The sequence below is a fragment of the Gimesia alba genome (assembly GCF_007744675.1).
GTDB lineage: Bacteria > Planctomycetota > Planctomycetia > Planctomycetales > Planctomycetaceae > Gimesia > Gimesia alba.
Map to the genome: position 1 here is coordinate 3100351 of NZ_CP036269.1, position 23620 is coordinate 3123970.

Here is a 23620-nt window from a genome sequence, read left to right on the forward strand (position 1 = left end):
CGTTGCATTGTACTTACGGGGGATCGAAATGAGTGAGAATCACAGGCTACCTGGTAAAGAAATGTTACTGAAGCTTCCCGGTCGTTCTGTTGTTCAGTACGCGATACGTTGCGCCTTACGGGCGCAGCCTTTACTTGTTTTATCTAATGGTTCTTTCACCTATTCCGCTTCTTACCAGCAAGCAGTCGTAGAACTCGATCGTCAGTTCCGGTCTTTGCTTGTTTCGGCATCGGCTGATGCTGTCTCTACTGTTCTTGTTGTTGCTGAAAATGCACTTACTACACCAGATCTGCCAGACGCTTTAAAAGATGCGATTCTTTCTGCAGTGGCAGCAACCCGAGCTGCTCGAACTGCTGATGCCAATTATGCTGTTGAGGAAGCTCTGAACGCTGCTGAGTTGAGTGTTGAGGCGGTCAAGTATGCCAGGCATAAAGCAAGAGGGCTTCATACGGCCAGCCATTTTAGTCGTCTCGTAGCGAACGAGACAATTGCCGCGATATACAAAGATTTCGAGAGTTTAACAAAACTCGGAATGGACGTGACGGATGCTTCTGAGTCAGGTCCACTGGGAGACTTCTGGCACGGTGCGCCGCCAGAATGGTATCTGAAAACCAAAGAATATTATGATAAAACCATCAAGGTCTGGGGACAGGCGACAGCAAATGAAGAGGCGGTGAGTGAAACTGAGCCGTTTTCCGTTTACCTCGATCCGGGGAGTGCTCCACCGGAATTGATTACCGATTTATATATTGCACTGGACTCCTTGTATCGCGCACATGGTGGGTCTGGGTTAGAGATTGTTAAAGAAGAACGTCGTTCTTTGGCCGGGGAGGTGATCTGATGAGTATGACTCCCTTTGAAGATGATCCGGTCATTCAACAGGAAGAGGAGCAGTTGGTTATTCAAAGAACCGATCTTGCACCGATTGAAAAAAATGACCCTCCTTCCCGATATCAGAGGTTCCTCAATCAAGTTCGATTGTTTTTGGGAATGAAACCACTTGATCTTGCGAGACGATTTACAGAAGCCAGAGTCAGGAAAGAAGAAATCGAAAACGAGGTCAAGTTGATCCAGGCCAAAGCGGATTATGAGTTGAAGATGGCCGAGGCAGTCAAGTTAAGAGCCGAAGCGAATCAGATAAAGTCAGAAATCAAACTCCCCGAATCTGATTCGGATGATCCACAACTGGCGACGATGTTGCAAAATCATACTCCCGAAGAAGCAATGAAAAAGCTACAGGATATTATCGACCAGATTCAGATCCAACATGGTGGTCAAGTTGACTTAAAACTCCCTAAGTCCATCTCAGAGCCTGATGGCACAGATTCAGATTAGTCGTTCTATGTTTTGATAGAAGTTGTGTTCATTCAGGCGTGAACTCCAATTAATGTCATCGTGTCTTTTTCTGTAAACCTGTCTCAAAAATATTATTTGTTTCTTCGACAAAAATAATTTGCCAGTTGAATTTAGATCATTTAAAATAGGCAGAGATTCTGCGGGCCTGTTGAATCGTGTAATCAATTCAATAGATAATTAACCTAGGGGGGATCGCAAATGAAGGAGTATCATGATCACGAACAACGGTTGATTTATAAGAAATGCCCGGGATGTCGGGCTGATCTGGAATTGGATGCTGAGGAATGTCTGTTTTGTGATCACAGTTTCCAGCAGAACGAGGTCTCTTCGCGCGAGTCGGCTCCGCTGGAAGAAGTGGACAGCAAATCGGGTTCGCTGGTGACGATGGTGGCGTTGAATGTGATCATTGGACTGGTGGGAGCTGGGTTGACCTCCTGGGGTAAGAAACCAGAAACGCCAACATATCGACATCCACCCCGGCTGAGTATCAGTGTCAAAGATAGAGAACTGTTCACGCGATTCTTTCAAGAGCATGGCAAATCGATGCCGGAAGAGCTCAAAAGCCAGCTTGAACCGGAATGGAAAACCCGTCGCGTGAAAGTCGTTTCAGTGACTTTTTCAAATAACCCACGGGTCAAAACTCCCTACTCGAAAGAGCGCTTCATCAAACAGGAGTCTGATCTGTTGGAGAAATTCCGAGTTTCTCAACAAAAACGGTGATTCGCTTTCAGTCAGCACAACCCATCTTGACAGAATCCTGTTCGTTCGCGACAGTTTGGGCGTTGATTATTTGATTTTGACGTTCAAAAACGGGTCAGGAAATGGATTTGCTGCCTCTCGATCATCCTCGTTTGAAAGAGAATAACTTCGATCTTTTGCGATTGTTGTTGGCGATGGCGGTTTGTCTGGTGCATGCGGCTGAACTCTCGGGCTTTGCAGCTTTGCAGTCATTGAGTGGAGTCTTGTCTGCACAAGTCGCGGTCCAGGCATTTTTTGTGGTGAGCGGTTTTCTGATCGTGATGAGTTATGAGCGGTCTTCTTCTCTCACCTCTTATACCAGTAAACGTCTACGTCGGATTTATCCTGCTTATTTCACGGTCGTCATCTTGTGCGCGCTGGGACTGGTGCTGGTGAGTCAGCGGCCGCTTCAGGAATATTTTTCACTGGCGTGGCTTAAGTATCTGGCTGCGAATCTCTCGTTTCTGAATTTTCTGCAACCCAGTTTGCCTGGTGTGTTTGAAAGCAACCGGTTGGCAGCCGTCAATGGAGCGTTATGGACGCTCAAGATTGAGGTGATGTTTTATGCTGTGGTGCCAATACTCGTCTATTGTTTAAGACGGTTTCGCCGACTTCCTGTGCTACTTCTCATTTATTGTCTGTCGGTCGCGTATGCCGAGTTGATGACGATCGTAGCGGCACACACGGGGGGCGGTTTTTATGAACGGCTGGCGCGACAATTGCCGGGACAATTGTCGTATTTTATAGCAGGGGCGATTCTGTTTTATTATCTGCCGTTCTTTGAACGCCGGGTGGGATACTTTGTTGCGATCGCGGCTGGGGTGCTGTCTGTCAATTTTCTGTTTCCCCTGCCCCTCTTGCAGCCGTTTGCGCTGGCGACGCTGGTTCTGTTTTTCGGACTGTTTCTGTACGCGGGGAACTTCGGGAAGTATGGCGATTTTTCGTACGGCGTTTATATTCTCCACTTTCCACTGATTCAGCTTTTATTGAATACGGGCTGGTTTATAGAGCGTCCCTGGTTCTTTCTGTTGTCTGCAGTCAGTCTCACGCTGGTCGGCGCAATCCTGATGTGGAATCTGGTGGAAAAACGATTTCTGCTCAGAAGCAGTCATTATGTGGGAGCCACGACACAGGCGGAAACAGGCACTCCCGTTAAGCAGCCTGCCAGTCTGTAATCAAGTATGAGAGACATCGAACTACATTCGGTGTTGTCGCCAGACTGCAGTATGTCTGGTTAATCATTCTCTGTCTTGAGCGCGTCGAATTTCAACTGGATTTTTTTCGCGGTGGGAAGCGCACTGTCGTAATGATAGAGCGCCTTTTCCCAGTCGCCGTATACGGGGTTTGGCAAAATAATCCAACGTTCGCCCCAGTATTGCTGATAGCGTTTTCCCTGCGTGACTCGTTCCAGGGGTGTCAGTTTTCCCTGGTAGACGAAGTCGTTATAGTCATCGCCGAGCAGAAGCAGGATGCGGTGACTGCGGGCAACCTCGGCACGGCGGGATGTTTTATTCCAGGTCCAGTCTGGTTTTTCCTGCTGGAAGAGGACCTGCGATTTGGTGATGGGCATGTCGAGTACGCGGGACAGGTTTTCGACGGTCGGCGTTTCCAGTTTGAAATGCCGGTTGGTGATGAAGTAGACGGCGATGCCTTGCGAAACTAACTTCTGCAGGAAAGGTTTCACACCGGGAACCGCGGTTGATTTTTTGGAGCGGACCCACTGTTCCCACAAAGTTTCGTTCCAGCTGGTATCCTGTTTCACCAATTGGCCCATGAAGGGGGCATTGTTCAAAACAGTTTCATCCAGATCCAGAATGACTGCGGGAGGGAGTTGGGCATAGCCTGTCTGTTGTTCGGTCGCTGCGGTCCAGCAAGGATCATTTAGTGCCTGCGTGGCCTGTGCTGTCGCCAGTCGATATGCCTGAACGCAGGCGAAATCGTGCTCGACGGAAGTTTGCATCCAGAGTGTGCCATCGAGCCCCTGATCGGTTTGGGGAGCGACAATGGTGGGGGACGCTGGTTCTTGTGCGTGTGCGCTGAGCGTCGTCCAACTGAGCAGGAACAAGAGGAAAAGGTATTTTGGCATGGGGGCACCTGTGAAACGGGAGTTTGGATTCACTCTCCGAAGCGAGGTTTAGTGGCGTCGCTTTAACAGAGAAGAAATCGAGCGACTCTCGCGCAATTTGGCAATCCGTTTCCCGTTTTCGTAAATGATATAAGTTGGTAAGCCGATGACATTTTCTTTTCTGGCCAGATCAAGGTTCCGATCATAGTCCAGAATTTCCACAACGAGCCCTTTGGCTTTTAGAAGAGGTAAAACTTTACGCTGGTCTTCTTCACATCGTTGGCAGTTGGGGCCGGTAAACATTTTGATTTCATAGCGGCTGGCTACCTGCTGTTCGGGCTGGGAATGTTCCCGCCAGGCGGCTGTGTAAGCGTCTTCCTGAGATTTGAAACCATAGTGTTTTTCGAAGGCCCGGTCCCAGTCTGTCCGGTACGCGGTATCGAGGAATTTGACAAACTCCTGTTTCCCTTTGCGGTTAATTAGAAATTCAGCCAGGTAAAATCCCTGTGCATACAGGACTGCGATCCCGCCCATATTATCGGGATAATGATGCATCACAAGCAATTTTCGGATGGGGATCTGCTGTTCTGTGCCGACGACCTGCTCTGCTAATTGTCTGTGAAACTGCTTTTCAGATTCGTCCTCTTCATAAGTGGCGGCGCCTTCATCGGCCCAGCGTGGCAGTGGCCGTCTGAAGTGTGAAGCGAAAACGGTGTGCAGAACTTCGTGCGGAATTACGCTTTCCATCAGGCTCTGGGGAGTGCCCTGAATTTGCATATCCCAGCCAAAGACTTCGCCCTGGTCAAAAGAAAATGTGGTTGCCCCTGCTCCTGCTTCGTTGATCAGGCTGACGCGGATCGGGCATGGCGAATACCAGTTGGGGATCGATTTCCCCAGCCATTCCCTGGCGTGTTTCTCTCGATAGTGTTCGGCTGCTTCCCCGACTTGAACGGAGAAAGACGCATCATGACAGAACACCACAAAGTTTGGGGTACGATATTCAAAAGTGCTGGCATCTCCCTCAAATAACAGTAAAGGGAGTAACAGCAACAGATATCTCATATTTCCAGTCCGTTGGAGATTGAAGATTCAACAAGGTGCGGAGCCGTTTTCGCATGCAACAACGCCGATTTGAGGAGAACCATACGTGGAAACCGCTTTGATGTACAGACCACTCTGAGGACCGCTGGTTTTTGAGGATCTTTTCTGAATTCCGTTTCACAGGTTGCATATGAACAGGCGGATCGTGTTTAATGCCGATAAATAAATCGGGCCGCTTTGCAGAAACAGGTTTCATAAGTACAACGGGAAGAAGTCACGATGGCAAATCGACTCATTTATTCACTCTCAGAACTGGATTCTTCGTTCGTTGCAGAAGCGGGCGGAAAAGGGGCTTCACTGGGAGAGCTGATGCGAGCCCAGGCACCGGTCCCGCCGGGCTTTGTTGTAACGAGTTCCGCTTTCCAGAAGTATTTGGCATCGGGAAATCTGAAACAGGCAGTCATCGAATCGATCCAGGCATTGAATGCGGGGCAGATTGATTTATCTCAGGCACATCAGCAGATACGCTCCTGTTTTGAAGGTGTCGCGATACCAGACGAAATCAGCGACTCCGTTGACGCGGCTACAGAAGAATTAAACGTCACTCGGGTTTCAGTGCGATCGAGTGCTACCTGCGAAGATAGTGCTACGAGTGCCTGGGCAGGACAACTGGAAACATTTCTGGACGTGAGGCCGGATGCGATTTTGGAAAAAATCCGGGATTGCTGGCTTTCCCTGTTCAGCGAGTCGGCACTCTCTTACGGGGCGACGCACGGCTTTGCAGCAGGGGAGATTTCTGTCGCGGTTGTGGTGCAGCAAATGGTGGCCAGTGACATTTCCGGCATCGGCTTTTCCGTGCATCCCGTAACTCAGGAACCTGAGATTCAGCTGATTGAGGCCTGTCTCGGGTTGGGTGAAGCGATTGTCTCCGGGCGAATTGTTCCCGATCAATTTGTGGTGGAGCGTGGCACCAACCAGATTCTCGAGTCGATGATTGGCGAACAGAAAGAAGCGCTCTGGATGGGAGAAGGCGATACGAAACCGGCGTGGCAAAAACTTGACGGGCGTGGCTCGCAGCCAAAAATCAGCACGCAGCAAGTGACCGAATTTGCCAGTCTGTTGACGCGGCTGCACGATCATTATGGCCATCCGATTGATACCGAATGGGCGATCGAGGAGGGGCAGTTTCAGGTATTGCAGGCGCGCCCGATCACGACACTGGCGGAGGAATATAACCAGACGCTGATTGATGAAAGTCAGGAATGGCAATTCACGGTTCGTCGCCCGTTTTTCTTGTTGGCTGCCTCCATCCTACCTTACTGGTTGGATGCAAAGCACGCCGATAATACGCTCGGAGGACATCTGAATGAAGCGTTGCTGGTCCAGGATGAAACAGGGATGATGAATCTGTTTTATTCTCAGGAGTCTGCAGACGCTTTTCTCGATCGGATCGGTGATCTGTTTCAAAATAATCGGGATGAACTTATTAGGATTTTACGATATGGATTGGGGATTTATGCACAGGCACCGCCCATCCTTGAACGGGGGCTGGACGGGTTTCAAAACTTAGAGGAACTCGAAGACTTCTTTGCCGATGTCGCGCAGCACACAACAGTCTTTCCGGCCTGGGTTCTGATTTATATTGAAGCGCACGAGGTTGATGATCCTGAAGTCAGGGCGCTGGCGGAACAGATTCGCTCGCATTCTCTGTATCCGGTGATCGAACGAAATATCTTGGAGCCTTTGGCGGCACAGACAGCAGAACAGCTCGGTTTTGCAGATCCCGATCGTGCCTGTGATCTGGTTTTGTGGAGCGAGTTGAAAGCGGGTACCGTCACTCGGGAACTGCTGGAGTCTCGCCTGCAGGCGGTTGAAGCCGGTGACCGGTATATCTTTCAAATGATCGGGGGAGAAGAGAATTTTCATCTGGTCTCGCAAACCGGTTACTTATTAACCCGCCTGGCAAAGCAGCGTCAGCTCGCGCGAACAAACAACTCCAACGAGCTCACCGGCCAGGCTGCCTGGCCTGGCATCTTTCGAGGACGGGCGCGGGTCGTGCTCACTCTGGATGCGAAGGATCAGACGATTGATGAGAGTGAAGTGCTGGTTTCAATTCAGTCCAACCCGGCATTGCTGCCGTTATTGAATCGGTGTGGTGCGATTGTCACCGATGACGGGGGGATCGGTTGCCACGCGGCGATTCTGGCCCGAGAATTAAAGAAACCAACGCTCATAGGCACCCGCGAAGCCACCACCCGTATTCAAACCGGCGATTTGATTGAAGTCGACACCTACGCCCAGGTCGTACGGATTTTGGAGAATTGCGAGTGAGCAGATGAGAGTGATGAAGGTTTCATCGTTTCAGGGATGAGATTAAAATCGTTCGAAGTTAAATTTTGGCTACGGATTCGCTCCCAAATCCGTTAAGGTTTGAATTGCTGTTTGATGTCCTTGTCTGGCAGCTTTACGGATTAGCTTTATGCCTTGATTTTGATCACGCTTGATAGCAATTCCATTATAATACATGGCGCCTACTATAAATTGTGCATTGGGAATCCCTTGCTCAGCAGATTTTCGAAATAATTCGAATGCTTGTTTGTGGTCCTGCTTTACACCTTCGCCTTTGTAATACATGATTCCTAAATTATGTTGTGCTCCGGCATCTCCCTGTTCAATGGCTTTACGATACCACTTGATCGCTTTCGCGTAGTCTTGCTTAACATCCTTTCCTGAGGCGTATAATTCTCCTAAATTATATTGTGAATCTATATCCCCTTGTTCAGCAGCTTTTCGATACCACTTGATCGCTTTTTCGTAGTCTTGCTCAACCCCCTTTCCTGTGGCGTACGAGTGTCCTAAATTGTGTTGTGAATCTGCATCTCCTTGTTCTGCAGCTTTTCGATACCACTTGATTGCCTGAATGTGGTCTTGCTTCACGCCCTCCCCATTAGCATACATGGTGCCCAGCAGAAATTGTGCATCGACAAATCCTTGCTCAGCAGCTTTCTGAAACCATTTCGCAGCTTGAGCGTGATCTTGTTTAGTACCTTCTCCATTATAATACATGGTTCCTAAATTAAATTGTGCTTCAGCATTTTCCTGTTCCGCAGCATTCCGAAACCAATTCATTGCCTGAGCGAGGTCTCGCTCGACACCTTTCCCTTCATAATACAAGCTTCCTATTTGATTTTGTGCATCGGAATCATCCTGTTCAGCAGCTTTCCGAAACCACTTCGCCGCTTGAATGTGGTCTTGCTCGACACCTTCTCCTCTATAATACATTGCTGCTATATTTATTTGTTCTTCGACATCCCCTGATTCAGCAGCTTTAAGACACCGTTCAAACTCCTGTCTTTCCTCCTGTTTCACATTTTCAGATTTAATTGAGCTGGAAACAGACTTAGGTTGTGAGGAGGCTCCTTGATCATCCTGACATCCGCTAAGTAATATCAAACATAAAACAACAAATGAGAGCCACCCAGCAAAAGTGTTAATCATTCCTTGGCACATATATTGAGCTAATCTAGTAGACGGAGAATGAGAACCAAATTGACTCTGTTTCACCTCGAACTTCTGTTTTTGTGTCATGGCTCATTTTCCAGAAAAAGTATCATGATGAAATTACGGAAAACAAATATACATACTTCTAAGGTAAGGTTCAAATTTTGTTTTTGTTGGTAGAACCCGTTGATTTGGCTGTCAAATTTGATCGCTTGAGGAAGTTGATTTCCGCTTTTTGGGGGCACAACCAGCATCGGCTAGAACAAAAAAAACGACTCACAGTGATTACTGTAAGTCGTTTTTCTGTTAACAAAATGGGGATGACAGGACTTGAACCTGCACGCCTTGCGGCACTAGATCCTAAATCTAGCGTGTCTGCCAATTCCACCACATCCCCGGGGAATTTTGATTCTGCAGGAATACTAACGATTTCCGGAGGCTGATACAAATCGATCAGGAGGAAAAAGTTTGACTTTCAGAGGGTTTTGGTCGATTTTTCCGGTTTTATGCCGGGAATTCTGAGATCCGGAATCGTTATTCTTCTGCCGTTTCTGATTCGGAACTATTTTGCTCTTCCTCTTCCAGTTTGGAAATCTGATCGCGGAGTGAGGCGGCTGTTTCGTAATTTTCTTCTGCGATGGCAGCCGTCAGCTCGCGGCGGAGTTTGATCAGGTCGTACTGTTGCTGGCTCGACGTCGGTGCTCGCTTGGGGAATTTGCCGATATGGACACATTCGCCATGAATATTTTCCAGGAGCTGAATCAGCGGTTCCCGGAAGGCAATGTAGTCGTGCGGACAGCCGAGCCGCCCTTCACTGCGAAATTCCTGGAAGGTGATGCCACAATTCGGGCACTCCAGTTCTTCGTCGAGTTCCAGATCCTGCGAGTTGAGCTCGATGAGCGTGGCTTCGTCTTGCGGTTCCCATTCGTCCTGCGGGGCCTGGCCGCTGATGTATTCCTGGAAATGATCTTCGCAGAAATGCAGCGCCTGTGCCTGTCCGCTCTGAATTTCGGTCAGGTGGTAGACGGCCGGTTTATTACAGACTTTACATTTTTTCATGGTCGAGACTTTATCAGATACCGGACAAATGAGGAAATTCACCAACGCAAATGAATCACGTCTGAATTTATTCTATACGAACCGGTAAAGCGGCTCAATCGCGATTCCGGTTTATTCCGGATGATCCGACGGTGATTCGCCGATCGCGATGATACTGCACGCTTGAATGACGTTCAGCCCGAGTTCTTTGGCACGGGCGAGTAAGTCCGGGCTTTCGCTGCCGGGATTGAACCAGACTTCGTTTGCCCCGCGGTTGCGAATCTGTTCCAGCAGCTGAATCCCGACTTCGGGGGGAACATACACGCTGATCCGATCGAGTTGTTTTGACGGAACTTCTTCCAGGCTGGGGTAGGCGGTGAGGCCTTCGATACTCGATTCGGTAGGATGAACGGGGTAAACATCATAACCCTGTTTTAGATGAGCGCGGACCGATTTGTTTCCGTATTTCTGTCGGTCCGCACTGGCTCCAATAATGGCAACGGTTGGTTTGCCCATGTGAAATCCTATTTCTTCAGAGAAGCGGCAAATTCATCATAGCGTTTTTGGATCTCTGCCTGCGTGGGAGTCTTCCCTTCACTGACAATCACCCGGTATTTCATTTCCAGTGGCTTGCTTTCATCAAACTTGGTATCAAAGAAAGCACCGAAACGGCCGTAGGGACGTTCGGAATAACGCGATGGTTTGGGAACGCCGGGATCTTCCATGTATTCGACATTGTAATGTTTGCCATCAATGCCGTACGACATTTCGAACCAGCCCAGATTGATGTGGCCGTTGGGATCGGTTTTGTCCGAGACCTGAAACGGCGCGGGTTGTTGGGGGAATCCTTCCGGGCGGACGTACTTTGCGTTGTTGGCTTCTGCGACGGGTTGGGCTGCGCGAAACTGGAACCCAGCGTGCTGGCGGTCGCCGTCGAGAATGATTTCACCCCGTTTGCTTTCGAGCTTGGTTTGCCAGTCGATCTGCCAGGCGTGAATTTTCGAGTTCGGGACTTTGATTGGAGTGACGGTGACAGTGCGGGTTTCCACGATGACCGGTTTGCCCTCTGCATCATTCCAGTGAATTTCAGACGTCATAGTGCCGGTCTCGGGACCACCTTTCATCTCGATCATTTTGGCATGTCTCAGGTGCGCTCCGTTTTTGCAGTGCCAGAAGTCGAGCTGTTTGCCATCAAATTTCGTTTTGTTCCAGCCGACATACAGTCCGCGGTGATGCGTGTATTTTCCGCCGGGGCCTTTGGTGATGATGGCTTTACTGGCTGGCCCATAGACGTGGTGGAAGACTTTGTATGTGTCGTGAAAGCTTTCTGCGGAAGAATCATCGTACGGGTAAACGTACTGCAGAACCGGGGTGCCATTGAAATAGAGATCGGCGACTTTTTTCTCGGGCTGATCTTTCCAGGTGAAACCAGGTTTCTCCTCTGCGTTCGCTGCTGAGATGAATGTGAGCAGCGTCATCATTGCTGAGAGGGTGATTGAGAATGCAGAAAAACGTTTCATGGTGAGATCCGTGGAACTAAAAGTGAAAAAGAATCTGGTTTGTGAATCTAAATGATACGTGAAAAAATTCCCGCGTTCCAGGGAGGAACGCGGGAATGGAGTTGTCAAACCGTCTGATTAACCGGCGTTGGAATTTGGATCGTTCTTAGGAGGTTTTCCGTCGATCCAGGGACCAGCCAGAGACATGTAGGCGGGTTCTTCCAGAAGACTGCCTTTGTCGCCTGCTTTCCAGCCGGGGATGTGCTTGGGTTTCTGCCGTGCTTTGGACATGGCTTCCCATTTCTTGGCCCAGCTTCCGTCACCATCGGTGATTTCCTGCGTATCTGTATCGAAGTGGTAAACCTTACCGTTGCGATAGCTGTTGGAGCCCATGTTCACAACGGCGATGGCAGCAGCACCCAGATCAGGCGGGTTGTTACACTTGCTCTGATCGTTGGCCTGCATTGCTTCGACCCAGTTTTTGAAGTGAGCGTACGTGGTGTCTTTGATTTGAGCGACATCGATTCGCTGCTGTTTCAAAGAACTGTCTCGCGTTACTTGAGGGCGTTCGGGGACAAAATCGTATCCGTCGAAGCCTTCGCCGTTACCGAAGACAAACGAACCATTGTGCCCGCGAATAATTTGCTTGATGCGGGTTTCCTGGTTACACATGGTAGCGTTGATCAGCCCCTGAACACCTTCATTGAAGTCCGCGGCAACGGTGGCGACATCGGGAACATCGCGGCCATCATATTCCAGATAAAGCCCCCCTGCACCAACAACACGCCCGGGATAACGCAGTCCGGTTGCTTTTAACATGGCGGTAGTTCTGTGAACGAACAGGTCGGTATACATGCCCGAACCGAATGGCCAGAAACGACGCCACTGTGCATAAACAGCGCGGTCGAACGGCTGGAATTCCGCCAGGCCTTCTTTGGTACCCAACCAGAGGTTCCAGTCGATGTTTTTGGGATTCATTTCTTTTTTCAGAGCATAATACCGCCACTGTCCCATTGATGAGTTGCGGAAGTATTCGGTCTGGAACTGAATCACTTTACCCAGTTGCCCGTCTTGCAGTCGTGCCCGGACATCGTCCCAGACAGGCAGACTGGTGGACTGCACGCCGACCTGCATGATCTTGCCGGTCTTTTTCCAGGTATCGACGACGGCCAGTGCTTCTTCGACTTTTTTCGTCATTGGTTTTTCACAATAGACGTTCAGGCCGGCATTCATCGCGTCGATGGTCTGCTTGGCGTGCCAGTGGTCGGGAGTTCCGATGGCGACGGCATCCAGTTTTTCTTTTTCGAGCATGTCCCGGTAGTCGACATATTTGGCGACATCGTTACCCAGCTCTTTTTTAATGTAATTGGCGGTTCGGTCGCGGTGTTCTGAATAGACGTCTGATACGGCGACCAACTCGATATTCATCCCATCTTTCTTCAATTGAACCAATTTTTTGACGTGAGCACCAAACCCACGTCCACCCGGTCCAATAAATCCAATGCGAATGGCTTCGTTACTATTTCCGGCTCCCAGTGCAGGTGCGGTTGCCAGGCCGGCGATGGTACTGGCAGCAACAGCTGTCGTTCCTGATGTTTTCAGGAAATCTCTTCGATTGATGGGGCTTTGATCCATTTCGTTATCTCCAGTTATTTAATAAAGTGAGTCTGTTACTGGATGGCATCAAGGGACGGCGATACCAAAGTGTTCAATACTTTATGGTGAGCACCCTCTGGTGCAGCGGGGGAAGGAGAGGGATACACTCTCCTTACGCCTAATAGTAGCAATATTGAGGGCCAGATGGTACTTATCACTCTACATTTTCTGAATTGTTGCCGATTCAATTGATACAGCCTGATATAAGTACCGGGCATGAAGATTTTCTAAATAAAGGCAATAAATTGTTGGGTTAAGTGGTGTTAATACGTGAATTAGAAGGATTCAACGCCTGCAAGGGAGGCGTCGTTTCCATCGGTAACTTTGATGGCGTGCATCGCGGGCATCAACGGATGATTCAGACATTGGTTCACCAGGCCCGGTGTGAGGATCTGCCCGCGATTGTGTTCACGTTTGATCCACATCCGATTCAGCTCCTCCGCCCCGAGCACGCCCCCCCGGAATTAATGGGCATTGAAGAGCGTGCCGCCATCCTGGAGAGCCTGGGTGTTGATTGTGTGATTGCCTACCCGACTAATCGGGCGTTACTGAAGTTGAGTGCCCAAGAGTTCTTTCAACAGGTTTTATGTGATCAGTTGCAGGCGAAAGGACTGGTGGAAGGTCCCAACTTTTATTTCGGCAAAGACCGTGCGGGTGATGTCAAGCTGTTACAGACTCTGTGTGAGCATGCTGGGATGTCTTTCAAAGTGGTCGAACCGAGCATGTGTGATACTCAGATGATCTCTTCCTCGGAAGTCCGCAAAGCAATTCAAGCAGGAGACGTAGCTTTGGCGGAAAAGATGCTGGGGCGGCCTTATCAGATCAAAGGAACTGTGGAACATGGTGCCGAGCGGGGAAGAAAGTTAGGTTTTCCGACGGCCAATTTGAGTGGCGTCACAACACTCTTACCAGCAGATGGTGTGTATTGTGGATTTGGGACTGTGGGAGGTCAGCGCTACTCAGCGGCGATTCATATTGGTGCGAATCCCACATTTCAAAATTCGGAAACGAAGGTGGAAGTGTATTTGATCGGCTTCTCTGATGAAATCTATGATCAAACATTGCAGGTCGATTTGATCGAACGCTTACGCGGTACCCAGGTGTTTTCTGATGCCGAAGCACTCAAAACTCAGTTGGCGATTGACGTTGATTCAGCAAAAAAGCAGCTCAAGCAATGGAATGCCACCCCAGAATAACCTAAGATGTCTCAATGACAAAGTGGAACCAGTTACTGGAATTGGCAGGAACACGCAGCGTAGGAAACATGAATGAGCAGTATCAACTGGACTCCCCTTTGTGAAATCATCGAGGCACATCAGAAGTTTCTCCTTTCTTGCCATGTGCGGCCTGATGCCGATGCTCTGGGTTCTGAGCTGGCGCTGGCCGGCTTTTTGAAAGAGCTGGGTAAAGAAGTCCGCGTGATCAACCCGTCAGTGCATCCAAAAAGCCTGGACTTTCTGGTTCAGGAGCACGAAGTTCGCTATGTAGGCGATGGTGTGACCACGGAAGACTTTGAATGGGCCGAAGTGCACATCATTCTTGATACGAGTGCCTGGTCGCAGTTGCCCGGACTGGCAAATTTTTACCGAAAAACAGATTCGAAGAAAGTGGTGATTGATCATCACGTCAGTTCAGATTCTCTGGGAGCAGAAGAATTTAAAGACATTACTTCTCCGGCGGCGGGTTGTCTGGTGTATGATCTAGGCAAAGCTCTCAATTGCACGGTGACACCGGATATCGCAACCTTACTTTATGCTGCCATCGCCACTGATACCGGCTGGTTTCGATTTCCCTCCACAACCAGTTACACGATGCAGATCATTAGCGAGTTGATTACAGCAGGAGCAGAACCGCATCAAATTTATGAGTTGTTGTACGAACAGAACAGTCTGCCTCAGTTAAAATTGATGGGCCGCGTACTGGGCAAAGTACAGACGGACTTCGACGGACAGCTGGCTTATACGGTTGTCAGTTGTGAAGACTTCAGTGCCACGGGAACCACACCCGTAGATACGGAAGGCCTCGTCAACTATTGTCTGACGCTGGCGGGGACTCAGGCGGCGTTTATCGCCGTCGAACAGCGCAGCCGACAGGTCAAAATCAGTTTTCGCAGTCGTTCTGCATGGGATATTTCCAAAATCGCAGAATCATTCGGAGGTGGCGGTCATCGGCAGGCATCGGGGGCGATGTTAAACGGTCCTCTTTCTTCAGCCGTCACCAAAGTTCTCGGCAAATTCCGAGATCTGTTTGATGTACTTGAGAAATAACAAACTGGATTTCTCAAATTTCTTGGTGATCCCGATAGCGATTTGATTGCTCTTGCTCAGTGGCTGATATAGCATAAATAACATCAAGCTATGTTTGTCTATTTATTCCTGCCACAGAGGGTATTCGATGCGCTTTCACTACCTAAACCGATTTTCTGTCTCTCTACTGACGTTCATACTGCTCTCCGGCCTGTTGTTTCAATTTTCTTTGGCCGAAATTCCGATTCAGAATACGCAAGATCCCAAAGATATCGCGACGTCACCACAACAGACGATTCAGAACATGACGGTGCCGGAAGGTTTCAAAGTGACGCTGTTTGCCAGTGAACCTGATGTGCATCAACCGATCGGATTTGAAATTGACGACCGTGGTCGTGTCTGGGTCGCCGAATGTTTCACTTATGAACGCGGCACCTACGACGATAAACATCAGGACCGGATTATCATTCTGGAAGATACCAACGGCGATGGTTCAATGGATCGTCGGAAAGTTTTCTGGCAGGGACCGGGACCTTTAACCAGCGTCACTGTCGGCTCAAATGGTGTCTGGGCATTGTGCCGTGGCGAATTACGTTACTTTGAAGATAAAAATCACGATGATGTTCCCGACGGGAAACCGCAGGTTCTCCTCGAAGGCTGGAACTATAAGACAGTCCGTCACAATATTGTCAGCGGTCTGACCTGGGGGCCTGATGGCTGGTTGTACGGCCGACACGGAATTACCGACACCTCGCTGGTGGGAACACCCGAGACCGATCCTTCCCAGCGCACGCTGATTCATTGTGGAGTCTGGCGTTATCATCCCGTTCGTAAAACAATCGAAGAAGTCAGTTCCGGCACCACGAATCCCTGGGGCTTTGATTATGACGAATACGGTCAAATGTTTTTTACGAACAATGTGAACGGTCATTTATGGCACATGATTCCCGGTTCGCATTACATTCGCATGAATGGTCACGGCAGCGATCCCAATCCTTATGTTTATGAATTGATGACCAAGTGTGCCGACCACGATCACTGGGACAGTTCTTCAGGCAAATGGACCGATTCGCGGGATACGTCCGGAATTCATGGGAAACTGGGAGGCGGCCATAGTCACTGTGGCGGCATGATTTATCTGGGCGACAACTGGCCGCAGAAATATCGTAATACCATCTTTTTGTGCAACACGCACGGACATCGTGTGAATAATGATGCTCTGGAACGCGAAGGTTCCGGATATGTGGGCACCCACCGTCCTGATTTTCTGCTGACTGGATCAGACTGGTTTCGGGGAACCGAATTGAAGTATGGTCCTGATGGCAGTGTTTATCTTTCTGACTGGGCCGATCTCGGTGAGTGTCACGACCATGATGGCGTGCATCGTACCAGCGGACGCATTTACAAAATTTCGTATGGTGATGTCACACAGCCGAACAAGCTGGATTTGAATCAGCTTTCTGACAGTGAACTCGTCAAGCTGCAGCTGCATCCAAATGACTGGTATGTCCGTCATGCCCGGCGCATTCTGATGGAGCGAGCAGGAACGGCTGCGAACTGGAGTCAGCCCAAAGCTGAATTGTTGAATATTTATAACACATCCAAAGAGGTGCCCCGTCGGTTGCGTGCCATGTGGGCTCTGTATTGTACGAATCAATTAAATGATGCGTGGCTGGTAAAACAATTAGATGATCCGAGTGAGCACGTTCGCATCTGGGCGATTCGGTATCTGGTGGATGACGGGAAGGTTCCCTCGGAAGCGGTAGAGGCGTTTGCTAAGTTGGCCCGCAATGATCAATCAGGACTGGTCCGGCTTTATCTGGCATCGGCGATGCAGTCGCTTGCTCCACAGGATTGCTGGGAGATCGCTGCGGCGCTCGACCAAAATCATCAGGACACGGAAGACCGCAATTTTACATTGATGCTCTGGTATGGCATCGAACCGTCGGTCATGGCAGAGAGCAATGCCGCACTGCAGTTTTTGAGTCACTCTACACGACCACTGGTACGACAACTGGTGGCTCGGCGGTTGACCGAAGACATTGATCAACATCCTGAGTATGTGAAACAACTGGTTCAACAGGTGATTGATGCGAAGGACTCAGCGGTTCAACAAGATCTGTTAACGGGGATCCAGTCCGCGTTACAGGGGCGGCTCAAAGCCCAGGCACCGAAAAACTGGCAGACATTAAAACAACAGACTGCAAAATCAGACTCAAAAGAATTGCAGACTCTGGTAACAGAACTGTCTGTTGTATTTGGTGATGGACAGACCATGGACGCACTCAAGCAGATCGTTCTGGATAAGGACCAGTCTATGAAGAGCCGCTATCAGGCATTGGAATCATTATTGAACAGTTCTCAAGACAAAGATTTATTGCCTGTGATTCAGCAGTCGGTCTACACCACCGAATTGCAACCTTTGGCATTCCGGGGATTAGCGCGGTTTTATGATCCCAAGACGGTTCAGCGCATGCTGGGCCGGTATCGCAATATTAAACATGAGGGACGCCAGGTATTGATGGATACACTCTGCAGTCGCAAGGAATATGTCCTCTTGTTGTTGACGGCCATTGATAAGAAGCAGGTGCCCCAAGGTGAAGTCTCTGCATTTCATGTGCGGCAGTTGCGTAATTTTCAGGACAAAGAAGTCGTCGATAAACTGAATCAGGTTTGGGGCCTCGCGCGGGAAACTCCCGAAAAGAAACGGGCACAGATAGAAGGTTATAAAGAATTATTGACGGCAGAACGCCTGCAAAAAGCAGATCGCGTGCAAGGTCGGGCGCTCTACGAAAAAACGTGTGCGAAATGTCATCGGCTGTTTGGGAACGGCGGTACGATTGGACCGGATCTGACCGGCGCCAATCGGACCAATATGGATTATCTGCTGGAAAATATGGTAGACCCCTCTGCCCTGATTCCGAAAGGATACGAGATGGTGGTGGTCGCGCTGGAAGATGGTCGCATTTTGAATGGGACGATTGTCAGACAAACCGATCAACAGCTGACTTTGCAGACACAGAACGAGCAACTTGTGCTGGATCGGCGTCAGATTGATGAAATGAATCAGTCCAAATTATCTCTGATGCCGGAAGGGCAACTTGATCAACTGACCAAGCAGCAGTTGGCGGATTTGATTGCTTACATTGCTGGAAATACGCAGGTGAAACCGCCCGTGGCAGCAGCCACGAGCCCATAAATCGAGACGTGAAACACTGAATTCGCAGGCACTTTGAAATAATAGACCCAGATTCCGATACTCTTTCAGGGAGGTGATCGTGTGATGGCAGGACCTGTTACAAAAAGTGTGTTGTTACGAAAACGAAGTTGTGTCTCGTTAGGAGCCCTGTTGTTGGCATTGTTGCTGACAACGGGGGTAAAACCAGCGGTTGCAGAAGATCTAAGTAAGAAATATCCAGCCAGTCTGGATTTTTCAAAGCAGCCTCGTAGCTATAATACGGCAACAGAGAAAGAGGACGTTTGGAGTCTTTCGTCTTTTGATTTCAAATTAGCAGACCGTTTCGAAGTCAAACTTGGAGCCGCGCAGGTTGCCTTGGGACGTCATGATAAGAATGTCCTGTGGGCTGCTGTTTTTCCTGATAAGCCCGGGGAAATTGTGACGGCCAGTGCAGGCAAAGGGGAGCAGGTTACAAGTGTCTGGCTGCGTTTTCATCCGGCACGTTTGGGGGAGTTGTTTCCCGCGAACACGGTTGTCGAACAGGGAAACGCTGCGTTGATCAAACAGGCAAATGGATTAGCCTCTCACAAAATGAGATCAAGCTGGCACAAGAACGGTAGACCGATGGTTCCGCTCCATGAATCAATCATTATTGATCTGGAGACGAAAGAAGGATCGCGGCGTTTCTATGTAATCGATACCAAACAGCAGACGGTGAAGTATGTGGATGCATTCCGTAACCGGGTGCTTCCTGTAGTGGTCCCGTTTAAGCCTGGTGCAGGAGCTGACATTTTCGACAAAGTCTGGAATGCTTTCGATCGCGAGTATGCGATGTTTGTGATTAAGCCGGACGTCAAATGGCAGAAGCTGCGCGATCAGTATCGTCCTCAGGCTGTCGCAGCAAAAACAAATCGTGAGTTGGCAGACGTGCTCAGCGAAATGTTGACGCATTTGAAAGATCTGCATGTCTATGTTCTGGTTGATGGCAAATTTGTCAAAGGTTTCAATCGCGAGCGGTTCTTTAATGCTAGTCCCGCAGCGGCGCCGCATTTGATTGGTCAGCTCAATCGAGTCAGGGGAATGAGATGGGGGCGAACGAAAGACGATATTGGCTATATCGCCGTTGACAGTTTATCAAACGCTGCCTTGCCTGATGAGTTTCAAACCGCGCTGAAACAAATGCGCGGAACTCATGGTTTGATTCTGGATCTTCGGGCCAATGGAGGCGGCGCCGAACCGTTGGCGATGAAAATGGCGGGCTACTTTTTAGATCAGCCGCGGCTGTATGCGATGCATCAGTACCGGAGCGGTCCCCAGCACACCGACTTGGGAGCGAAACAGAAACGAAACTTTTCTCCCAATGAGGAATGGTATTACCGGGGGCCCGTTGTTGTGCTTCTGGGAGAGAAAACGATGAGTTCTGCGGAAGCGTTTGCACTGATGCTGGCGGAATGTCCTAATGTGACCACGCTGGGTGATCGAACCGCCGGATCCAGTGGGAATCCGCGCAGGATCGATGCTGGCGCGGGGATTATAGTGAATCTGCCCCGCTGGATTCCCCTTGATGTTAACGGAAAATCCTTTGATACCGTGGGAGTTCAACCAGATATCAAAGTCCAGGCGGCTCCCAAAGACTTTACGAAAACCGAAGATCCCGTGCTGACTGCTGCTTTAAAACGGCTGCGAAAAAACTCACCGAATGAGCCAGGCCGTTCTGAAGAAACGCTCATACCTCGTAAATGAGATCAAACTGGTTCGCGCGAACCGAACCTCAAATAAGTGTGTAAGCTCTATCGTTTCATTTTCAGGACGCGATCTATTTCACGATTCAGCAAGGTATATTGGATTTGATTCATGATTTCTACCATCTCTGCTTGAGTCGCATTCTTGGCAGGCGGCCATTTGACGCCGCTTGCGTCAGCTAGAATTCGCATGTAGGTCGTACGATCTTGAGGTGGTTCTACATCGCTACGAAAAGCAATTTTCCCATCCGCATCGATGATAATCAGTGTCGGGTAGGATTGTACTCCATAACTCAGACAGGTTGCGCCATCCAAAATGGACGTGCCGCGATCAAGTGCGATGGGAATCGTCCATTGCTCACTTTGTTTGATTTTGTTGATTTGACTCATTTCACCATCCGCGGTATGGATGCCGAGAAAGACTACACCTTGCTCTGCAAATTTCTTTTCCAGTTTCTTTTGAGCGGGAAGCATTTCGATACAGCCTTTGCAGCGAAGTCCCCAGAAATCAAGTACGACAACGCGACCGCGATAGTCAGATAATTTGCGGGCACGCCCATCAGACCATTCTGTGATGTTCCACTCGGGCGCGATCTGACCCACAGCCAGCGGTTTGAGTTTTTCTACCCGGTTTGTTGTAGAATTCGTTAGCTCTTTGAGGTGAATGATGACTTCCTTGTTTTCTTTTTTATGTTGACTGATCACCAGATTGAGCCATTTCATTTTCGATCCCCAACGCACGGAGGCCTGAATTACGCCGCTGGGTAAGTTTTTTAACACCGCCCGACCATCAACGTCCGTACGAACCGCTTGTCGCCTCAATGCATAAGCCGTTCCCGGTTCGATGACTGCGCCAGGCAGGGGCTTTCCCTGTTCATCCAGAACACGTATTGGCAGTGTATAGCCAGGGCGTAGCGTCATTATCCTGAAGTCAATGAGATCAAAATTCTTTGAGGCATCAACAATTTGCGAATCCATGGCGGCATAACCGTCTTTTGTCAGAATCACAGAATAAAAATGATCACCCGGATTTTGTTTGCCATACACGGGGACTTCCAGAGAGAAGTTGCCGTGACGCAGGCTTTGCGTTTCATCTCCCGTGTCATAGCTCCCCCCTCCTTTTGTGCCTGTAGCGACTCCCACTCGCACACCGGCAAGCGGCTTGCCATCCACATCGACAACGCGACCGACCAGTTTTTGCATGCCGACAGGTTTCAATGCTTCGTAAAGACATGTCAGTTGAGGAACACCTTTGTTGAGCGTGACAGTAGCATTTGTCACCGTTGCTTTTTTGCCGGAGGCATCGACCATCTGGGTTGTATCGGAATCAGGGAGTCGTTTCAGCGATACAACATGAGTATTATCAAAACCAGGCTCAACTATCAGTTCGATTAACTGATTGGCAACTCCGACAAGATATTTACCACTCGTTCCAACTTCGGTCAGCTTCCCACGACCTTTCTGATCCAGGTAGCTAATAGATGAGTTGAGTGCTTTCTGGATCGAGACGGGTTCCCCTTTCAGCCAGGCAGTCCGTTTGTCATCATCCTCCACCTCGTTTACTGTTACAAGGTGTCGAAAGTGTTTGTCGTCGAGGTTGCCTTTGGCTTGAATGTTCCAGGCGGCTCCTGTTTGTGCCATGATGTCGTGTGTTACAACAGGTTTTTCTGTCGTTGTTGCTAAGGCCCGCATACATTCTTCCGGCTTAAGCCAATAACCCGGTTTTAAAGTCGGAAACCAGATCTGCACACTACCCAAAGGTACTTCAACGCGATACTGCCCTGCCTTGTTCGTTGTTCCCTTAAGAACTTTCTTATCCGGATCTGGTTCTGATGCCACCAGGATCTGGATCTCAGCACCTGTTACTGGTTTGCCAGTCTGAGCATCTTGAACGGTGCCGGTGATAAAATACTGGTTAGACTTCTTGTAGTCTGGAACAGCTTCTGATTTAGGAGAGACTGTTGCTTGCTTCGTTTTTGGTGAGCTTTGTTCCTGAGTCTGCGCAACATCACTCAAACCGGTTACGAACAGGATCAGCAATAAACTTATGGCAAGTGCAGACTGCGTGCGGCTGTCTTGAATCGGTGATGTGAGCTGATTGATGCGGGCACGTAGTGCAGAACGTTTACCTGCCATGGGGAGTGCGCCAACAGGCTTCTGTGTTTGCTGTGCCATACGAATTAAGAGCTCGCCATAATCATGACGTGCTCGCTCATCAAAATTGGCGACTGTTGCTAAATCAACGGCTAGTTCCATTTCGCGACGCATGCGGTTATTGATCAGATAGGCCAATGGGTTGAACCAGTGGATGGTAATTGCGATACGGCTGATGAGCAGCAGTAAAACGTCATGGCGGCGAATATGTTCCAGTTCGTGATTAACAATCGCCTGTCGTTCCTCTTCATTAAAATCGGTCCATAAATTTTGGGGTAGCAAAATAGTCGGCCGCCAGAATCCGCAAGAGGAGGGGCCCAGCTCGATATCGGTAACGAAACAGCGTACCGGGAACCAGAGTCGATCCCGTGTTTGTCTGACCGCGATCAGTTGGAGCAGCCCTGTATCCTGGAGACGTTCGCTGTTTTTGATGATGCGGGCCAACGTGATTCTGGAACCGATCCATCTGAAAAGTACAATACAACAACCAGTCAGCCAAAGAAACAACAGGCAGCTGGAAAGCGAAATGGATGTGCTGGCCGGGGGCTCTTGAGGCACCGTAACTGGTGCCTGAGATGCGCTGTGTTCTTGAGCGGCCTCCTTTTTTATCATCCGGTGATCTGGCTGAAGCGAATCTGGGGGAGTTGTCAATCCTGTGTCTCTGGTTTCAACGAAAGAGATCACGGTAGCGGGAGTTGGATTTTGCTTCTCGAAATCGAGAAAATGGAAGAGACTCAACCCGCTTGCTGGAATCAGTAACAAAGCCAGACGTGCCAGTGGAATGGCCCACAGCAGCGCACGAAATTTGGGAGAAATCCAGCGGTGCAAAGTCGAAGTCAGGCAGAGAATAATACCAGCCAGGACGAACGCCTGCCAGGTTGCACGCCATACAAGTATCAATAACGCGGTCCATTCAAAATCGAAGTTCATGATTTCTTTCTCCGGGTTGAAGAGGATCTGCCGGTACGTTCCTCAGCATTCGGCTGGGATTTTTTCGTGAGACGTTCGTCTAAGCGTTGTCTGAGTTCTTTCACTTCTTTTTCAGAGAGCGTTTCATTTTCGACAAAATGCATCAACAGGGACTGCAGGTTCCCGGCAAAGAATTGTTCCGTGAAGGAACGGGCTGCCAGTCGAACGCATTCATCTCGCGAGATGGCCGCGCTGTAGAGATGGCGCGAGCCATCAACACGTACAGCAACAGCACCTTTTTCAACCAGGCGTGCAAGGAGCGTTCGCACTGTTCGATGGCTTCGCTCACGAATCGGTTCGACGCGAGCGATGATTTCACCGGCTGTCTGGTCCTTCGCTTCCCAGACGCTCAGCATGACCTCCCATTCTGCATCTGTGATTTGTAATTCGGGTTGCTGGCTCATGCGGTCTCCTGTGACTACGTGTGTAGTAATGTG

Annotated in this window: 18 protein-coding genes and 1 tRNA gene; 9 read left to right on the plus strand and 10 right to left on the minus strand. The window is 49.5% G+C overall.

Annotation, left to right across the window (positions count from 1 at the left end; genetic code table 11):
* Nucleotides 1-28 precede the first annotated feature (28 nt).
* The 4 genes from Pan241w_RS11605 to Pan241w_RS11620 all read left to right on the plus strand — a co-directional run bounded on the left by Pan241w_RS11605 (nucleotide 29) and on the right by Pan241w_RS11620 (nucleotide 3269).
* Complete coding sequence (locus tag Pan241w_RS11605) at nucleotides 29-841, plus strand: hypothetical protein (protein ID WP_145215430.1); 813 nt, start codon at nucleotides 29-31, stop codon at nucleotides 839-841.
* Complete coding sequence (locus Pan241w_RS11610; RefSeq protein WP_145215433.1) at nucleotides 841-1335, plus strand: hypothetical protein; 495 nt, start codon at nucleotides 841-843, stop codon at nucleotides 1333-1335. Before Pan241w_RS11605 ends, Pan241w_RS11610 begins: the two co-directional genes overlap by 1 nt.
* A 219-nt stretch (nucleotides 1336-1554) precedes the next feature.
* Nucleotides 1555-2076, plus strand: coding sequence for a zinc ribbon domain-containing protein (locus Pan241w_RS11615; RefSeq protein WP_145215436.1), 522 nt, complete (start codon nucleotides 1555-1557; stop codon nucleotides 2074-2076).
* Between the two features lie 101 nt (nucleotides 2077-2177).
* Nucleotides 2178-3269 (plus strand): acyltransferase family protein, encoded by a 1092-nt coding sequence (locus tag Pan241w_RS11620; protein WP_145215439.1) that lies wholly within the window; start codon nucleotides 2178-2180, stop codon nucleotides 3267-3269.
* Between the two features lie 59 nt (nucleotides 3270-3328).
* Here Pan241w_RS11620 and Pan241w_RS11625 read toward each other — a convergent pair whose 3' ends face one another.
* Together Pan241w_RS11625 and Pan241w_RS11630 are read right to left on the minus strand one after the other, a co-directional pair.
* Nucleotides 3329-4180, minus strand: coding sequence for a 5'-nucleotidase, lipoprotein e(P4) family (locus Pan241w_RS11625; RefSeq protein WP_145215442.1), 852 nt, complete (start codon nucleotides 4178-4180; stop codon nucleotides 3329-3331).
* A gap of 48 nt (nucleotides 4181-4228) precedes the next feature.
* Complete coding sequence (locus Pan241w_RS11630; RefSeq protein ID WP_145215445.1) at nucleotides 4229-5221, minus strand: hypothetical protein; 993 nt, start codon at nucleotides 5219-5221, stop codon at nucleotides 4229-4231.
* A 258-nt stretch (nucleotides 5222-5479) separates the two neighbouring features.
* Between Pan241w_RS11630 and Pan241w_RS11635 the strand changes: the two genes are divergently transcribed.
* Nucleotides 5480-7531 carry a PEP/pyruvate-binding domain-containing protein gene (locus Pan241w_RS11635; protein ID WP_145215448.1) on the plus strand — a complete coding sequence of 684 codons (2052 nt, stop codon included), beginning with the start codon at nucleotides 5480-5482 and terminating at the stop codon, nucleotides 7529-7531.
* Nucleotides 7532-7600: 69 nt separating this feature from the next.
* On the opposite strand, the gene Pan241w_RS11640 is transcribed toward Pan241w_RS11635, so the two are convergent.
* From Pan241w_RS11640 to Pan241w_RS11665, 6 genes are all read right to left on the minus strand, one after another.
* Nucleotides 7601-8788, minus strand: coding sequence for an SEL1-like repeat protein (locus tag Pan241w_RS11640; protein ID WP_145215450.1), 1188 nt, complete (start codon nucleotides 8786-8788; stop codon nucleotides 7601-7603).
* Nucleotides 8789-9016: 228 nt separating this feature from the next.
* Nucleotides 9017-9098, minus strand: a tRNA-Leu gene (locus Pan241w_RS11645).
* Nucleotides 9099-9235: 137 nt separating this feature from the next.
* On the minus strand, nucleotides 9236-9760 hold the full coding sequence (locus Pan241w_RS11650; RefSeq protein ID WP_145215454.1) for a UvrB/UvrC motif-containing protein: 525 nt from the start codon (nucleotides 9758-9760) through the stop codon (nucleotides 9236-9238).
* Nucleotides 9761-9871: 111 nt separating this feature from the next.
* On the minus strand, nucleotides 9872-10255 hold the full coding sequence (locus tag Pan241w_RS11655; RefSeq protein WP_145215457.1) for a CoA-binding protein: 384 nt from the start codon (nucleotides 10253-10255) through the stop codon (nucleotides 9872-9874).
* Nucleotides 10256-10263: 8 nt separating this feature from the next.
* On the minus strand, nucleotides 10264-11259 hold the full coding sequence (locus Pan241w_RS11660) for a DUF6807 family protein (RefSeq protein ID WP_145215460.1): 996 nt from the start codon (nucleotides 11257-11259) through the stop codon (nucleotides 10264-10266).
* A 117-nt stretch (nucleotides 11260-11376) separates the two neighbouring features.
* Entirely contained in the window at nucleotides 11377-12873 is a 1497-nt protein-coding gene (locus tag Pan241w_RS11665) for a Gfo/Idh/MocA family oxidoreductase (protein ID WP_145215463.1), read from the minus strand.
* 281 nt (nucleotides 12874-13154) lie between these two features.
* Here Pan241w_RS11665 and Pan241w_RS11670 point away from each other — a divergent pair, with 281 nt between their 5' ends.
* The 4 genes from Pan241w_RS11670 (at nucleotide 13155) to Pan241w_RS11685 (ending at nucleotide 20061) form a co-directional block, all read left to right on the plus strand.
* On the plus strand, nucleotides 13155-14090 hold the full coding sequence (locus tag Pan241w_RS11670; RefSeq protein ID WP_232107424.1) for a bifunctional riboflavin kinase/FAD synthetase: 936 nt from the start codon (nucleotides 13155-13157) through the stop codon (nucleotides 14088-14090).
* A gap of 72 nt (nucleotides 14091-14162) precedes the next feature.
* Nucleotides 14163-15161 (plus strand): DHH family phosphoesterase, encoded by a 999-nt coding sequence (locus Pan241w_RS11675; protein ID WP_145215466.1) that lies wholly within the window; start codon nucleotides 14163-14165, stop codon nucleotides 15159-15161.
* Nucleotides 15162-15288: 127 nt separating this feature from the next.
* On the plus strand, nucleotides 15289-18339 hold the full coding sequence (locus Pan241w_RS11680) for a PVC-type heme-binding CxxCH protein (protein ID WP_145215470.1): 3051 nt from the start codon (nucleotides 15289-15291) through the stop codon (nucleotides 18337-18339).
* Nucleotides 18340-18423: 84 nt separating this feature from the next.
* The gene (locus Pan241w_RS11685) at nucleotides 18424-20061 is read left to right on the plus strand and encodes a S41 family peptidase (protein WP_145215473.1); all 1638 of its coding nucleotides are present in this window, start codon (nucleotides 18424-18426) and stop codon (nucleotides 20059-20061) included.
* Nucleotides 20062-20108: 47 nt separating this feature from the next.
* On the opposite strand, the gene Pan241w_RS11690 is transcribed toward Pan241w_RS11685, so the two are convergent.
* Nucleotides 20109-23144 carry a M56 family metallopeptidase gene (locus tag Pan241w_RS11690; protein ID WP_145215476.1) on the minus strand — a complete coding sequence of 1012 codons (3036 nt, stop codon included), beginning with the start codon at nucleotides 23142-23144 and terminating at the stop codon, nucleotides 20109-20111.
* Nucleotides 23141-23587 (minus strand): BlaI/MecI/CopY family transcriptional regulator, encoded by a 447-nt coding sequence (locus Pan241w_RS11695; RefSeq protein ID WP_145215481.1) that lies wholly within the window; start codon nucleotides 23585-23587, stop codon nucleotides 23141-23143. The genes Pan241w_RS11690 and Pan241w_RS11695 overlap by 4 nt, the downstream gene beginning before the upstream one ends.
* Nucleotides 23588-23620 lie beyond the last annotated feature (33 nt).